The following is a 14278-nucleotide window of genomic DNA, read 5'->3' as shown; positions in this document are numbered from 1 at the left end:
CCGTGTGAAACCAAACTGTTGAGTCTTGGTTACACGCGGTTTTTAGCATGTGATGAATGATTGCTTGTATTGACGTGAAAGTATCGTCACCTCAAAAAATGGATAAAATTCTATAGAAGAAGATTTATGGACATGCTAGAAAGAAAATCTTCCTAATTTCTACGTGATCGTGAAACTATTTTCGACACCGACCGTAATAAACCGTATACTAAGAAGTAATGTACATAATTGGTAAAGGAAGTGGAAGATTGACGAAGAAATTATGGTTCCAAGTCGGAGTAGGAATCCTGTTAGCAATATTGGTCATTAAGTATTTCCTGGAGATCAGTTTCTTGTTCGCTCCGATTATCATCATTATTAAAGCGATCATTTTACCGCTTTTGCTCGGTGGCGTGCTGTACTACATGACCGAACCGATTCAACGATTTTTAGAAAAGAGGAAGTTTCCTCGTTGGGCAAGTATCGTGTCCATCCTTGTAGCGCTTGCGCTCGTTGCTTGGGGCTTCTTTGCAATTGTTGGTCCACCTGTCACGCAACAGGTGAATAAACTCGTTGAAAACGCACCGGCAATTGGAAAAGAATTAGATAAGATGAAAGATGTGTTCCTTGACCAAAAGGGCGAATTGCCGGAGAAACTGGAAGAATCGCTTGATGCTGCTGCGGACTCGTTACAAACGATTGCGGTAAACTTCGGGAAGTGGATTGTTCAGTTTTTACAATCGCTATTCCAAGCAGTATTTTTGCTCATTTTAGTGCCGTTTTTCTTCATCTTCATGTTGAAAGACCACGAAAAATTTGCGCCGGTTATTTACAATTTATTTACCGGAGAACGTAGAGAATGGGTCAAGAAAACGCTGAGTGACATTGACAATGTTCTTCGCTCTTATATTCAAGGTCAATTTTTAATCAGCGCGATTCTCGCAATGTTGATCTTTATCGGCTACAAGATCATTGGATTGGAGTATGCACTGTTGTTGGCGCTATTCGCTTTATTCATGAACCTCATTCCATTCATTGGTCCATGGATTGCGGTCACGCCAGCTGTCGTCATTGCATTTTTGGATGAACCAAAAATGGTCATTCTTGTCGCGATCGTCACGTTGGTAGCACAACAGATTGACAGCAACCTCATCACACCAAACGTCATGGGGAAATCGCTCGACATCCATCCACTCACGGTCATCACAATTATTTTAGCTGCGGGAAATATTGCAGGATTTGTAGGCATCATCGTTGCCATCCCGGTCTATGCAGTAGCGAAAGTGATCGTGCGCAATGTGTATGAACAACGAATGAAAATAAAAAGAGCCGCTACGAAGGATGTAGCGGGTTAAGGTAGGGAACCTCCATTATTATGGGGGTTTTTTCATTCTAAAATACAGTTTTTCAAGTAGGAGAAGCTACTCAATATACTTCTATCAATAAAATCATCGAAAATTCAATCGAATGTGGTAAACTTGTGTAGAAGTAGTTACATGCTATGTAAAACGAAGGAGACGGGGCATTTGATCGACATTCAGCCATTGGATTTGGATAAAAACAGACGAATTATTATCACTTCAGATATACATGCAAACTTGCCATTGTTTAAAAGATTACTTGAAAAGGTCAAATATACAACGGAAGATTACTTGTTCATCAATGGAGACCTTTGCGAGAAGGGGCCAGACAGCCTTGCGACGGTTGCCTTTGCAAGAGAACTTGCTAGTTGTGCAGATCGGGTTTTTATTACGAAAGGGAATTGCGATGTTGTGCACCAATATGTTTTCAACAACGTAGAGGGCATCAAAAACTATATGGCGAAGCAACCGTATTCGATTTTGAATGAAATGTTGGAACAGCATAATCGAAAACTGGAACACTTTCCGTCGTTGCGGGAGTTAGGGGAGTTCTATCGCGAACATTTTGGTGAAACACTCGATTGGCTGGATCACTTACCAGTTGGTTATGAGACAGATGAATTCATTGTTATCCATGCAGGTGTGGAAAATCGGGAAGATTGGAGAAATACAAGTCTCGAGTCTGCTTTGTATATGCCTTCATTTTATGAACAAGGTCATCAGTTGGACAATATGGTCATCGTCGGGCATTGGCCAGTCGTCAATTACCGTTCTGAAACCGTTAGTTCAAATTCCCCTGTGATAGATACTACTAAGAGAATTATCTCATTGGATGGTGGCAATGGCATTAAAAAAGACGGACAATTAAATGCCCTTATTATTAAAAACGGAGAAATAACTTGTACTTATGTGGATGAATTAGAAGAAAAGGAAATTGTACAGGACCATATGGACTTAACGAATCGAGTTGGGACGGTGACGTATCCGAACTATGAGCTTATTGAGATTAAAAAAGAATCCTATTTTACACTTTGCAAAAACGTGAAATTGAATATCCAGCAATGGGTGAAGAATGAATACATAGATAATGGCATGTGCAAGGGCGATGTAAGTACGACTTTCCTCAGTGTGAAGAAAGAAGAAACCGTTTCAATCGTAAATGCTACATGTGAAGGATTCACGCTCGTTAAGAAGAGTGATGGGAGCGTAGGTTGGATTCCAAAAGAGTGTATTGAGTAAAAAGAGCATGGAAGGGGATAGGGAAATGGCTATGCCAACACATATTGTAGCTGCAGGTGGAATTGTAGAGGACGAAGCTGGCAATATTCTCCTCGTCAAAACGAAACATGGAGGATGGGTATTTCCAGGTGGGCAAGTCGAAGTGGGTGAGAATCTAATGGATGCCGTTTGCCGGGAAGTAAAGGAAGAGAGTGGCATTGATATTGAGGTAACGAGACTGATCGGTATTTATTCCAATACGGGTATCCATAAATCGTATGACGGAGTAACTGATGTGCCGACAAAGGTGATGATGGATTTCGCGTGTGTCCCGATAGGCGGGGAGCTATGCACATCTGAAGAAACGTCCGATAGCCGTTGGGTTCAAAAAGAGCTTGTCCTCGACTACATTTCTGCACCTGCGTATCGCACGCGTTTTCAGAAATATTTGGAAGGTAGTGGTGTCGTTGCCTATATGGAATATGTGACACATCCGGAATTCAGTGTAAAGTTGGATCAGAAAGTATGACGAAACGACAAGTAAAATTACCACCGATGAAGTGGCATGTGACAGTGGATGTGAAACGAAAAGCGGGGATTGTACTTGTAGGTACTGTGACAATTCTACTCCTAGTGTACTTATTATCACAAATTCTAAGTTATCCAATCGGCAAATTGTTGTTTTTTAGTGTAATCTGTATTACCGGTTACGCGCTACATAAATGGGCTTCTTCCTATTCGAATAAAAAGCTTCCATTTGAGAAGTTGCTGAAGATAGAGTTGCCGGAAAAAATCATTCGTTTACGAACTTGGGGATTTGAACTTGTCTTTGCTTTACTCCTTCTCTCCATAGGTGCAGATCCTATTAAAGATTTAATGGACATGAAAATTCCTGTCTATCGCATAAACACGCTATTTTTGGAATTGGCAATTCTGTTTATCGTTTTGTCTGTATTGCCGATGTTCATTTATTTGTTTATTGAAAAGTGGAAAAGACCGCAAACGGAAGGATCACCTGCGAATAAGCCCTGAATGATTGTCCTTCCTTTTTTATCGATCTCTTAGAGAAGAAAGTGTCCGTTTTAAACACCTTACTTGTAATGCTTTGCTTTTTCCGTGCAAAAGCCGTCTTTGTGACGGCTTTCCCGGGTCTATATGGTGTACAATCTTTCAATAGATGATATTATTTCTTTGATTCCATAAATTGATCATACATAATCTCTTTATAATAGTGCTCATAACCTACCATTCCTAATTCCCTTGCCGCCTTAAGCTCTGCATCTCTATCATAAGGAACGCGCACAAAGTTTATGGAGTTTGTTCCATGAGAACCATCCACAATGACATATGTAGCATCGATTAAATCTAAACCCACACTTCCTACATTGCAAAGGGTGCCGATCTCATAGCTTCTTAATAATGTTATGTGAATATCTCCATAAAACACAATATCTGGCGTCCGTTTGTTATGTAGAGACTGTGTTTCTTCACTATTTTCAAAGAGAGATAAACACTTTTCTTTTGGATGATACTCAGGTGCAATTCGCTCAAAAACGCTCCTTGGTGAGGCATGGAAACAACGAATTAGCTTCTCGTTTAATTCAAACTCAATAAAAAATGGTAAGGAAGCTAGGTAATTAAAATCTTCATCTGATAGCTAACTTTGAAACCATTTTAGGATTTCATTATCTGTCTTTTCTCGGATAAATACATCCCAATTGCCATAAATGACTTTCTCGCAATGCTTTCTAACAAGTTTAATACATGCAGAACCCCGCGGACCTTTCCCTACCAAATCTCCCAAACAAAAAATTCGTTCTACACCACGTTTTTCAATATCCTCCAGCACGGCTTCTAAAGCAGTTAAATTCCCATGAATATCTGAAATGATGGCTATTTTTGACAAACTAATCCCCCCCAGATCAATGTGAAATCTTCTTCTGAACAAGATAATAATTCCATGTGAATCCGACCACTAAACTTCAAGCACTATCAGCTGAATACGTTCATTCAAGGAACGTCATGTGATCTGTCTAGTTGTAACGATATCGATTAACTCATCGATAGTTCCCGTACATTTTTCAATATTGGATAGATGATAAAAGGTACTAGTTGTTTCAAAATTATTGATATCATCATTTGGTGAGTACAAATATATTGTTTTCCCTTGGCCGAGTGCAATGCCCAGTTCAATATGGCTGCCTTTTCCACCTGGCAATAAAACGATAATGAAATCTGCCTCTAAAACAGCATTTTTTTCTTGTAGTCCGATTTCCATTAACTCTTCAATCGTGGAAGCACGGCCGTTCTTTGTCCAATCATATGTATGAATGAATCCCTTATCTACTAATCGCATACTTACATGGCGAACGATTTCTTTGTTCTGAAAGCTGGATGCAACATAGAACTTTTTCATATGTATTTTCTCCTTAATTTAATAAACTGAGCGCAGTTGCTACTTGATAACTGCGCCCAGATTTATGCATGATATCTGTTATTTTTGTTTTTGCTGATAATTACTATGTTAACGATTAACCATACAACTTGAAGGATTACTGGGAAAATAAATACGATCAATAGTAATGAAAATGCAATTAATTTTGCCTCAGGTGTTTGTGTAACGCCTGCACCATCAATATCTCTAAGCCAGACGAAGGCAGTACCTACTGAAAAAATAACAGCCCAAAAAATGTTAGCTATCCACCAATAAAGCCATAGCTTGCGCATAATCTCACTCCTTATCTTAGCAGAATAACTCTATTCTATAGTGCATAAGAATATTTGGAAATGGACCTGAGTTATATTGCACACTACGGCTTAAGGTGTAATTAGGTTTTGATGTAACAAGTATAATCTTGATTTACCTAAATATTATCGTTACGTTAAAATGTCGGTATCAGTGTTTAAACAACTTGCTCTAACGCTTATCTTTTACTTGCTACAGCTGTTCATCGTTACGGCATTGTCATTTTGGATTCTTATAGGGTAGTACAGAATCAGTGTCTTAATCCTAATCAGCCGCTCTTAATTCCGTACGATAATATAAACCAAATAAATAACGTAAACCGCGGCAAGTACGAAACCTTCACGTTTTCCGACTCTGAAACCTGTACGTGAGAATACCAATAAGACTACAGTGAGAATAATCATGAGCACGACATCTGTGAACACTTTATCGCTCACCGCTAATGGCGAAATGACAGACGAAGCACCAAGTACAAATAGAATGTTGAAGATATTGCTTCCTACAATATTCCCTAGCGCAATTTCGCTTTGTTTTTTCAATGCTGCTGAAATTGATGTGACGAGTTCAGGAAGAGAAGTCCCAATAGCGATAATCGTTAGACCGACCAATGTTTCACTCATGCCTAGAGAGTAGGCAATTTTCGTTCCATTATCGACGACCAAATCTCCCCCGAAAATAATTGCGGCAAGCCCGAGTACAGTCATAACAATGTTTTTACCCCAAGTGATATTTTTAGGGGTAGGTTCATTCACCGCATTTTTCCTGCTCTTTAGGCCAATTTCAATGACGTAATACATAAAAATGGAAAGAAATAAGAGGAAGATGAAACCATCGCTGCGTGTAATCATATTGCTACTGAACCCTTGCAAGAAAATGTCGCTCATCAGGATGAGCAATGCCACACTTGCAAGTAACGTAAACGGGATTTCTTTTCGAATCGTTTCACTTTCGACCTTTAAAGGATAAAGGAAAGCGGCCAATCCTACGACGAGCGTAATGTTAAAGATGTTACTCCCAACAACATTTCCGACTGCAACGTCCGCACTTCCTTCCAGTGCTGCGATAATACTGACAGTCGCTTCTGGAGAACTTGTCCCAAAAGCGACAATGGTCAACCCAATTAAGATTGGTGGAACTTGGAGTAATCTTGCGATGTTTGAAGAGCCATCGACAAAGTAGCCAGCTCCTTTTATTAATAAAATAAATCCAACGACTAATAAAACATATGCCATGTGTTTGATGTCCCCTATCACATTTACTTATTGTTTCGAGTATCTTCTAATCGCTATCCATACATACCCGTTTTGCACCAATTATAAGCTTGGATGCAAAGCAATCTACACTTCAAAATAGTACGCCTTATGCAAGTTGCAACCGGGATTAAACTTGGCTCGACAAGACGGGCATTCGGAATGACAGCTCATATATTGTTCGACAGTCATTTCCCATCCGCACGCCCCACAAAGTATTGCTTTTTCATTGAACCGTTCCTTCGGCCAAACGGCGGGATGCCCACAACCAGATTCTTCATGGCATGAAAAACAGGGAAAGTACAAGCCACAGCAATAAAACTTAATTGCGATAATATCCAGGTTTGAATGGTAATGTACACAACGCGTTTCGCGATCGACGAGACTTCCTAGTACATCATGTCCATGGCACAGCATTCAACCACGCTCCTGTTTGCATAAATTCCTGTTCATAAGGTGCGAGTCCTGTAAGGTGTGATTTTTACTTTAACGGACAAAATCCGCACTGAATAAGGCCGGGTACATCTTTTGAAAAACAACAAGTCGTCCGCACAGTCGTATTCAGCAAATCAGATGGCTCACACCCTTGTAAATAATTTGCGAACAAAGAGCGTGAGGCGATGCCGGTCCACGTTTGATCGTTTTTTAGGATATCCAAGTCTATCCGAGCTTCCATTGAAGTCGCTGGATTGCCAAGAAGCACGTGATATTGCCAAAGAAGGAAACCAAAGATATTTTCCCAAAGCGTCAACGGTGAAACCGAAGTGACCGTTCGCAACTGCTTGATGACTGCATGTGCCTGTTGTAAAATCTTTCGAATCGCTTCTTCATGTGCATCATCCTCTATAGGTTGCCAGTCAGTTGCATCGGCATAGAGACTAACCGTTCGATTGCCGTACTCCTCAATTGCCCCAAATGAAAGTTTGCTTGCATCTCCTTCCCAAATATCTCCGTAGGCTGCGAGGTTATAAAACTGCATGGCAACAAACATACCAACTCGACGCATCATAAAGGAAGCTGCTACCGTCAAATTTGGACTTCCACTCACTATTTGCACAGCGTTCAAGCAATCGAGTGTTTTCTGTTCATGTAAGAGGTCTTGAAGTGTAAATAAAGGATGTACGGGTTCAGTTAGGTACACACTATAACTATTCAGCTGTCTAATTTGTTCGCTTGTTAAATTTTTCATAGTTCCAGTATAAATAGTTTTGCATGATTCAACAAGTTGAGCGAGCGCTCAGTCTGGGCTATACTGAATACAAAAACGAGGGAAGTGTTGTGGGTGACAAAACGTCTTGACACCGCTGAAGTAATTGACTTCGTAAAAAATGAGATGGATCTTATTATTCCACTATCCAATGGAGAGCCGCACAAGCTACTTGATATGTTGGAAGAAAATTATACGCAGTTGCAAAACGTTAACGTGCATCAAATGTTAGCATTACGAGAAAGAGATTATATAAACGGTAAAATGAAAGGTCATCTTTCACATATCTCTTATTTTCTCAGCGGAGCGACACGAAAAGCATATTGGGACGGGAACGTAGAACTCATACCTAATTCGTTCCATGAACTGTATCCGCTCTTAAAAAAGACAACTACAAATCCGATCGTCCTAGCTGTTGCATCACCGATGGACGAGCACGGCTATTTTTCACTTGGGACACAAGCAGATTATGTCGCGGACTTCATCGGTGAAGTTCCTTTTATCCTTGAAGTGAATCGCCATATGCCGCGGACATTCGGGAAAAACGTCATTCATCGTAGTCAAATTTTAGGATACATAGAAAATGATCAGCCGTTAACAGAAGAGATTCGTCCAGTCATTTCTGATAAAGACCGCAAGATTGCCGAATATATTACTGAAGAGATTCAAGATGGAGATACGTTGCAAATTGGCATTGGGGCCATTCCGAATGCAGTCATGAGTATGTTGAAGGGTCGCCGCCATCTAGGTATTCATACGGAAATGCTTACCGATGGAATTGTTGACCTTGTTGAAGCTGGAGCTGTTGATGGAATGCGAAAGTCAACCCATAAAGGGAAAGTTGTCGCAGCGTTTGCCTTTGGAACACAACGTTTATACGATTTTCTAGACAATAATCCATCTGTGGAATTTCTGCCGGTAAGTGTTGTCAATAATGCTTATGAAATTGGAAAAGAAGAACATATGGTGTCGATTAATGCAACGACAGAAGTCGACCTTTATGGACAATGTGCGTCCGAAACGGTCGGTGGACGTTATTACTCATCGAGTGGTGGGCAAGGTGATTTTGCAAGAGGGGTTCGGCTCTCCAAACACGGAAAAGGATATGTATGCATGCATTCGACAGTAAAAAACGATACGATTTCACGCATTAATCTGCATCTAAGTCCAGGATCGATCGTGACGACTTCAAAAAATGATGTCGATAATATTGTAACCGAGTATGGAATTGCACGTTTACATGGCAAATCGATTTCTGAACGCGCAAAAGCTTTGATTGACATTGCGCATCCGAAATTCAGAGAACAATTGTGGTTTGATGCAAAAGAATTTGGGTTAATTGACTGAGAGGCTGGGACAAAACTCTAAATAGACCGTTCCTCTGCGCTCCAAAAGGCACGCTTTCCGCGGGGCGCGCTTGAGCCTCCTCGTCCGCTGCGCTTCCTGCGGGGTCTCAACATTCGCGCTACAATCCCGCAGGAGTCGGCCTTTTTCCGCTCCGATTCACTCATGAATTCGAAAAGAAACATTGGAAAAATATAAAAAAACTGCATCACGGCGAATTAGCCTATTATGCAGTTTTTTTATGTTATGTCCCAGCCTCATCTTTTCAAACAAATGCATTGCAATCTAATACCCCTCATGGTATATTAAATAAAAATAATACCAGGAGGGGTATATATGTTTTTTAAGTCATTCACAGATGAAAATTTAGCACAAAATGCATATTTAATCGGATGTCAACGGACGGGTGAATCGATTATTATTGATGCGCCACGTGAATTTGATCATATTTTACGAGCGGCTGAAAAAGAAGGACTGCGCGTTACAGCGGCAGCTGATACACATATCCACGCTGATTATGTTTCAGGTGCCCATCAACTCGCGGTTCAGCACGGTGTGAAGCTGTATTTGTCTGATGAAGGCGATGAAAACTGGAAGTATACGTACACAGATGGTATTGAGGTGGAATTTGTCACGGAAGGTTCCAAGTTTTCAATTGGAAATATTGATTTTGAAGTATGGCATACACCAGGACATACGCCTGAAAGTATTTCATTTTTGTTAACGGATCGTGGAGGCGGCGCAACCGATCCAATGGGGATTTTCACAGGGGACTTCGTGTTCGTCGGTGATGTCGGTCGTCCAGATCTACTTGAAAAAGCAGCTGGTATCGGTGGTACTGCAGATAGTGGTGCTCGCGACATGTACAAATCCGTCCAACGGTTCAAGGAACTGCCAGATCATCTTGTCGTTTGGCCTGGGCACGGCGCAGGATCTGCATGCGGTAAATCATTAGGTGCCGTACCCATTTCGACAGTCGGATATGAAAAGAAATTTAACTGGGCACTTCAAATTACGGACGAAGAAACGTTTGTCACGGAACTGTTGAAAGACCAGCCGGAAGCACCTGTTTATTTCGCTGAGATGAAGAAGTTGAACAAAGTTGGACCTGCTATCTTACGCGATGAAAAAGTACGCGTGTTAACGTCAAGTGAAGAACTTGCAAAAATGGCTGCAGAAGATGGAGTCTTCGTTTTGGATACAAGGCCGGCAACAATCGCTGATAAAGGCTTGCTGAAAGGATCCATTAATATCCCATTCAATAAGTCCTTTGCAAATTGGGCGGGATGGTTAGTAAGATACGATGAAAAACTCGTCGTCATAGCGGAAGAGAATGAGCAAGAAGATGTACAAAAAGCATTGCAATCCATTGGGTTCGACGCAATTGTTGCGTTCGCAGATCCAGCTTTGTTAAAAGGGCTTGAGACGGAAAGTTACGATACGTTGTCCGTACAGAACTTTGTGAAGGAAATGAAAGACGAAGATGCATTTGTCATTGACGTCCGCAATGACGGAGAATGGAACGATGGACATCTCGAGGAAGCGCACCATAATTTTTTAGGTAAATTGCGTACTACGGAGCTACCGGAAGACAAGACATTACTTGTTCATTGCCAAAGTGGCGCCCGTTCTGCAATTGCATCCAGTGTGTTAAAAGCACGAGGATTCAACAATGTAAAACATATGGCTGGCGGGTATAGCGCATATACGGCCACCTATTCTAAAAAATAAAGGAGATTTCGGTCATGGAATGGATATTCATCCTAGCAATTGTCGCCTTTTTTGTATGGCGCATGATGCCAGCAAAAGGTGTAAAAACAATTTCAACGAGTGACGTAAAAGGAATGCTGAAAGACAAATCGAAACAATTTATCGACGTACGAACACCAGCAGAATACAAAGGAAATCACATCCGTGAATTTCAAAACATCCCGTTGAACACGCTAAAAGCGAAATTGGACAAACTCGACAAAAACAAGGAAACAATTGTCATTTGTCAAAGTGGCATGCGCAGCGCACAAGCAGCCAACATCCTAAAAAAATCCGGTTTTACAAATGTTACGAACGTCAAAGGCGGCATGAGCGCCTGGCGTTAACAATTGAACAAGCATCTCGACAGCCTCTAGTGCTGCGGGATGCTTTTTTTAATCGCGTCGGTGGAATGGTCCTTAGCGGATACAAGAAATGACCCGCATGCATTTAATAATGTTGTCCCGCGCTCAAGCAATCGAGTTCCACGCTCAAGAAATCAAGTCCCTTCCACATCTCCACCAAAAAACCTCCTCAATCTCCCAAATGCCTACCCACACCGACAAAAATCCCTCTCAATCCCTAAAATCCAGCCCATTCTGCCCAACCATCTGAATAGGCGTATACATATTAATGATATGAAGAGGTGGTGAACGTTGAAAAAAGATCGAGTGTTTGTTGAACAGGATCCGTTTGCGGTGGAACAGCGGGAGTGGAAGCAACGACAATCAAAGGAACGGTATAAGCAACTGTTAACAATTGCTTCTCCGATTTTCCTATTGCTCGTATGGGAAGTGTTGTCGAGGACGGGAATCATGGATATCCGCTTTTTTCCGCCACCTTCCGCAATTATCGGCACTTTTTTCGACATGGTGACGAGTGGTGTAATGGCTGAACATATCGGCATTTCGTTGTACCGGATTTTTGCTGGATTCCTAGCAGGCGTTATTCCTGGAGTTGTCATTGGATTGCTGATGGGGCTTTATTCTCCAATTCGACATTTTGTACAGCCAATTGTGATGGCGCTCATGCCAATTCCGACATTGGCTTTGCTCCCGATCATCATTATTCTTTTCGGGATTGGTGATTTGTCGAAAGTCGTTACGATCGCTGGAAGTGTTTTCTTCCCTGTCGTTATTAATACGGCAGCAGGTGTGTTAAATATTGACCGAATTTATTTGGACGTTGCGAATAATTATGGAGCCGGAAAGGTGCAGTTCTTTTTCAAGATTGCGTTACCCGGGGCATTCCCGGTCATGTTGGAAGGCATACAAATGGGGCAGGCAATCGCCTTGTTGACAATTGTTGCCGCAGAAATGATGGGGGCTACCTCTGGAATCGGATACTTAATATGGACGTCCTACAAAGCCTTCCTGCTGAAGGAAATGTATGTCGGACTCATTCTGATTTCATTTTTCGGCTATCTATTCTCCTTATTGCTTCGCGGTGTTCAGAAAAAGTTGCTACCTTGGAGGTGATGGGATGCGTAAAGAATCGAAAATTGAAATTAGAAATTTAACGAAAGCCTTTTACAAAAAACAAGCAAGTGTGACAGCGCTCGACGACATTTCCCTCTCGATTGGTGAGGGGGAGTTTGTCTGTATTGTCGGACCGAGTGGTTGTGGTAAAACGACGTTACTTCGAATATTAGCTGGCCTTGAACAACCGAGTGTAGGGGAATTCGAAATTCGTTCCGTACAAGAGGGACGCCCGTTGCAATCAATGGTGTTCCAAGAAAGGGGTATCATCCCTTGGCTAACGGTGAAGGAAAATGTCGCATTCGGATTAAAGATGCGAAAAATGTCGAAATCACTAATTCGAGATCGTACGGACTATTATTTGAAGAAAACTGGACTGGATAAGTTCGCGCATTTGTATCCAAAAGAACTATCAGGGGGCATGAAACAACGGGTAAGCATTGCCAGAGCATTTGCCAATGATCCGGAAATCTTGCTCATGGATGAACCGTTCGCAGCGTTAGATGAACAAAACAAATTTATCCTCCAAGAAGAATTGTTATCAATCTGGGCTGAAACAAAGAAAACCGTAATTTTCATCACCCATAGCATAGATGAAGCATTGCTGCTCGGAGATCGAATTTTATTAATGAGTGCTCAACCAGGCAAGATCATTAATCAAATCCATATCGATACGCCAAGACCCCGGACGATTGAAGATATACGGAAAGACCCTGTTATGGCGGGACAGTTTGTCGACATTTGGAATCATTTGCAACACGAAGTGCAACGGTCAAGAAAAGAAAACGGTCGAAAAGGGGAGAAAACATGAGGAAAGGATTTCGAGTTGGATGGATGTTGTTAGTTGCGTTTGTTCTATTACTCGCAGGAGCATGCACCAAGAAAGAACCTGCAAAAGAACCGACGGATGGGAAGGATCCTGGAGATACAACAGTAGAAGTACCATCCGGAGACTTAGCGCCGCTCGATAAACGTGTGAAGGTGTTAATCGCAGAAGATGGAGCTGCTTCAGGAGCGGGCTTCTATATCGCGAAGGAAAAAGGCTACTTTGAAGACTATAACATTGAGGTGGATTTTGCAGATTTCGCCAACAGTGATGATATGCTGCCAGCACTAGCTGCTGGGGAAGTGGATATTGCAGGAGGCGTCTCGACTGCTTCATTCTTCAATGCAATTGCGCAAGGTATCGACGTGCGGATCATTGCTGATAAAGGACATAATATGCCTGGAAAATCGTACTTCTCGTTTGTAATAGGCAATCATATGGTGGACGAAATAAAAGATTATCCGGACTTTAAAGGCAAGAAGATTGGCGTATCGTCCAGAAACTCGATTGATGGCTATATTTACGAAGAAATGTTGAAACATGCAGGATTAACAGAGGAAGACGTAGAGTATGTCCATATGGCTGACTTTGGTACAATGTTAGGAGCAATCGATTCGGGAACAATTGATGCAGCGCTTAGTATTGAACCGTTAATCGCACAAGGAATTGCAGAGGGGTTCCACGTACGATTTGGAGACACGACCGATTATGCGCCTGAATCACAAATTGCTATGGTGCTTGCTTCCCCGAAATTTATGGGGGAGGAAGAAATCTCCTTACGCTTCATGGCAGCGTATTTAAAAGGCGTAAGAGATTACAATGACGCCTTCTTCAAAGACATTGGCAAGGCTGAAATCGTTGACATCATGGTGAAGCACACGGCATTGAAAGACCCTGAGCTATGGGATCGCGTCTTCGTGACGGGACTCGATCCAAACGGCAAAATGTTCGTAGAAGATATTAAAAAGCAATACGACACGTACAACGCAAATGGAGCAATTCTAGGAGATATCGATTTTGATAAAGCAATTGATACATCATTGACCGAAGAGGCAGTAGAAGTTATAGGGGTTTACGAGGAATAAATGATTTGCACAGCGTGAAACCAAGTTTCTCGAAA

At 41.7% G+C, this 14278-nt stretch carries 15 protein-coding genes and 1 pseudogene; 10 read left to right on the top strand and 6 right to left on the bottom strand.

Features of this window, described 5'->3' with window-relative positions:
• Positions 1-248 precede the first annotated feature (248 nt).
• From ACVHUV_RS02365 to ACVHUV_RS02350, 4 genes are all read left to right on the top strand, one after another.
• Positions 249-1334: an AI-2E family transporter gene (locus tag ACVHUV_RS02365; protein ID WP_317945634.1), complete on the top strand. Its 1086-nt coding sequence runs from the start codon at positions 249-251 to the stop codon at positions 1332-1334.
• A gap of 171 nt (positions 1335-1505) precedes the next feature.
• Positions 1506-2579 (top strand): metallophosphoesterase, encoded by a 1074-nt coding sequence (locus ACVHUV_RS02360; RefSeq protein ID WP_462086013.1) that lies wholly within the window; start codon positions 1506-1508, stop codon positions 2577-2579.
• Positions 2580-2604: 25 nt separating this feature from the next.
• Positions 2605-3087 (top strand): NUDIX hydrolase, encoded by a 483-nt coding sequence (locus ACVHUV_RS02355; RefSeq protein WP_462086012.1) that lies wholly within the window; start codon positions 2605-2607, stop codon positions 3085-3087.
• A complete protein-coding gene (locus tag ACVHUV_RS02350) occupies positions 3084-3590 on the top strand; it encodes a hypothetical protein (protein WP_317945629.1) in 507 nt (168 codons plus the stop codon). Before ACVHUV_RS02355 ends, ACVHUV_RS02350 begins: the two co-directional genes overlap by 4 nt.
• Positions 3591-3741: 151 nt before the next feature.
• Here ACVHUV_RS02350 and ACVHUV_RS02345 read toward each other — a convergent pair.
• The 6 genes and pseudogenes from ACVHUV_RS02345 to ACVHUV_RS02320 all read right to left on the bottom strand — a co-directional run bounded on the left by ACVHUV_RS02345 (position 3742) and on the right by ACVHUV_RS02320 (position 7743).
• Positions 3742-4464, bottom strand: a pseudogene (locus tag ACVHUV_RS02345) (metallophosphoesterase family protein).
• A 114-nt stretch (positions 4465-4578) separates the two neighbouring features.
• A complete protein-coding gene (locus tag ACVHUV_RS02340; RefSeq protein ID WP_462086011.1) occupies positions 4579-4974 on the bottom strand; it encodes a group-specific protein in 396 nt (131 codons plus the stop codon).
• A 62-nt stretch (positions 4975-5036) separates the two neighbouring features.
• Positions 5037-5285 (bottom strand): DUF3923 family protein, encoded by a 249-nt coding sequence (locus ACVHUV_RS02335; protein ID WP_371391332.1) that lies wholly within the window; start codon positions 5283-5285, stop codon positions 5037-5039.
• A gap of 297 nt (positions 5286-5582) precedes the next feature.
• Positions 5583-6536, bottom strand: a complete 954-nt coding sequence (locus tag ACVHUV_RS02330; protein ID WP_462086010.1) for a calcium/sodium antiporter — start codon at positions 6534-6536, stop codon at positions 5583-5585.
• A 105-nt stretch (positions 6537-6641) separates the two neighbouring features.
• Positions 6642-6971 carry a CHY zinc finger protein gene (locus ACVHUV_RS02325; protein ID WP_317945621.1) on the bottom strand — a complete coding sequence of 110 codons (330 nt, stop codon included), beginning with the start codon at positions 6969-6971 and terminating at the stop codon, positions 6642-6644.
• A gap of 64 nt (positions 6972-7035) precedes the next feature.
• Positions 7036-7743, bottom strand: a complete 708-nt coding sequence (locus ACVHUV_RS02320; RefSeq protein WP_462086009.1) for a hypothetical protein — start codon at positions 7741-7743, stop codon at positions 7036-7038.
• Between the two features lie 63 nt (positions 7744-7806).
• Here ACVHUV_RS02320 and ACVHUV_RS02315 point away from each other — a divergent pair, with 63 nt between their 5' ends.
• The 6 genes from ACVHUV_RS02315 (at position 7807) to ACVHUV_RS02290 (ending at position 14243) form a co-directional block, all read left to right on the top strand.
• Positions 7807-9108 (top strand): acetyl-CoA hydrolase/transferase family protein, encoded by a 1302-nt coding sequence (locus tag ACVHUV_RS02315; protein WP_514132985.1) that lies wholly within the window; start codon positions 7807-7809, stop codon positions 9106-9108.
• Between the two features lie 333 nt (positions 9109-9441).
• Positions 9442-10836, top strand: coding sequence for an MBL fold metallo-hydrolase (locus tag ACVHUV_RS02310; protein ID WP_462086007.1), 1395 nt, complete (start codon positions 9442-9444; stop codon positions 10834-10836).
• A 14-nt stretch (positions 10837-10850) separates the two neighbouring features.
• Positions 10851-11201 (top strand): rhodanese-like domain-containing protein, encoded by a 351-nt coding sequence (locus ACVHUV_RS02305; RefSeq protein WP_462086006.1) that lies wholly within the window; start codon positions 10851-10853, stop codon positions 11199-11201.
• A 309-nt stretch (positions 11202-11510) separates the two neighbouring features.
• Positions 11511-12332, top strand: a complete 822-nt coding sequence (locus ACVHUV_RS02300; protein ID WP_371391339.1) for an ABC transporter permease — start codon at positions 11511-11513, stop codon at positions 12330-12332.
• A 4-nt stretch (positions 12333-12336) separates the two neighbouring features.
• Positions 12337-13143: an ABC transporter ATP-binding protein gene (locus tag ACVHUV_RS02295; protein ID WP_462086005.1), complete on the top strand. Its 807-nt coding sequence runs from the start codon at positions 12337-12339 to the stop codon at positions 13141-13143.
• A complete protein-coding gene (locus tag ACVHUV_RS02290; protein WP_462086004.1) occupies positions 13140-14243 on the top strand; it encodes an ABC transporter substrate-binding protein in 1104 nt (367 codons plus the stop codon). Before ACVHUV_RS02295 ends, ACVHUV_RS02290 begins: the two co-directional genes overlap by 4 nt.
• The last annotated feature ends 35 nt before the right edge of the window (positions 14244-14278 follow it).

It is taken from the genome of Sporosarcina saromensis, from assembly GCF_054901285.1.
The sequence above is the reverse complement of the archived record's forward strand: the minus strand, read 5'-3'. Positions and strand labels throughout refer to the sequence as shown.

Coding starts and splice junctions, on each gene's coding strand:
- ACVHUV_RS02340 (WP_462086011.1), bottom strand. CDS start 4,974: ATGAAAAAGTTCTATGTTGCATCCAGCTTTCAGAACAAAGAAATCGTT.
- ACVHUV_RS02320 (WP_462086009.1), bottom strand. CDS start 7,743: ATGAAAAATTTAACAAGCGAACAAATTAGACAGCTGAATAGTTATAGT.
- ACVHUV_RS02290 (WP_462086004.1), top strand. CDS start 13,140: ATGAGGAAAGGATTTCGAGTTGGATGGATGTTGTTAGTTGCGTTTGTT.
- ACVHUV_RS02295 (WP_462086005.1), top strand. CDS start 12,337: ATGCGTAAAGAATCGAAAATTGAAATTAGAAATTTAACGAAAGCCTTT.
- ACVHUV_RS02355 (WP_462086012.1), top strand. CDS start 2,605: ATGGCTATGCCAACACATATTGTAGCTGCAGGTGGAATTGTAGAGGAC.
- ACVHUV_RS02330 (WP_462086010.1), bottom strand. CDS start 6,536: ATGGCATATGTTTTATTAGTCGTTGGATTTATTTTATTAATAAAAGGA.
- ACVHUV_RS02310 (WP_462086007.1), top strand. CDS start 9,442: ATGTTTTTTAAGTCATTCACAGATGAAAATTTAGCACAAAATGCATAT.
- ACVHUV_RS02350 (WP_317945629.1), top strand. CDS start 3,084: ATGACGAAACGACAAGTAAAATTACCACCGATGAAGTGGCATGTGACA.
- ACVHUV_RS02305 (WP_462086006.1), top strand. CDS start 10,851: ATGGAATGGATATTCATCCTAGCAATTGTCGCCTTTTTTGTATGGCGC.
- ACVHUV_RS02325 (WP_317945621.1), bottom strand. CDS start 6,971: ATGCTGTGCCATGGACATGATGTACTAGGAAGTCTCGTCGATCGCGAA.
- ACVHUV_RS02335 (WP_371391332.1), bottom strand. CDS start 5,285: ATGCGCAAGCTATGGCTTTATTGGTGGATAGCTAACATTTTTTGGGCT.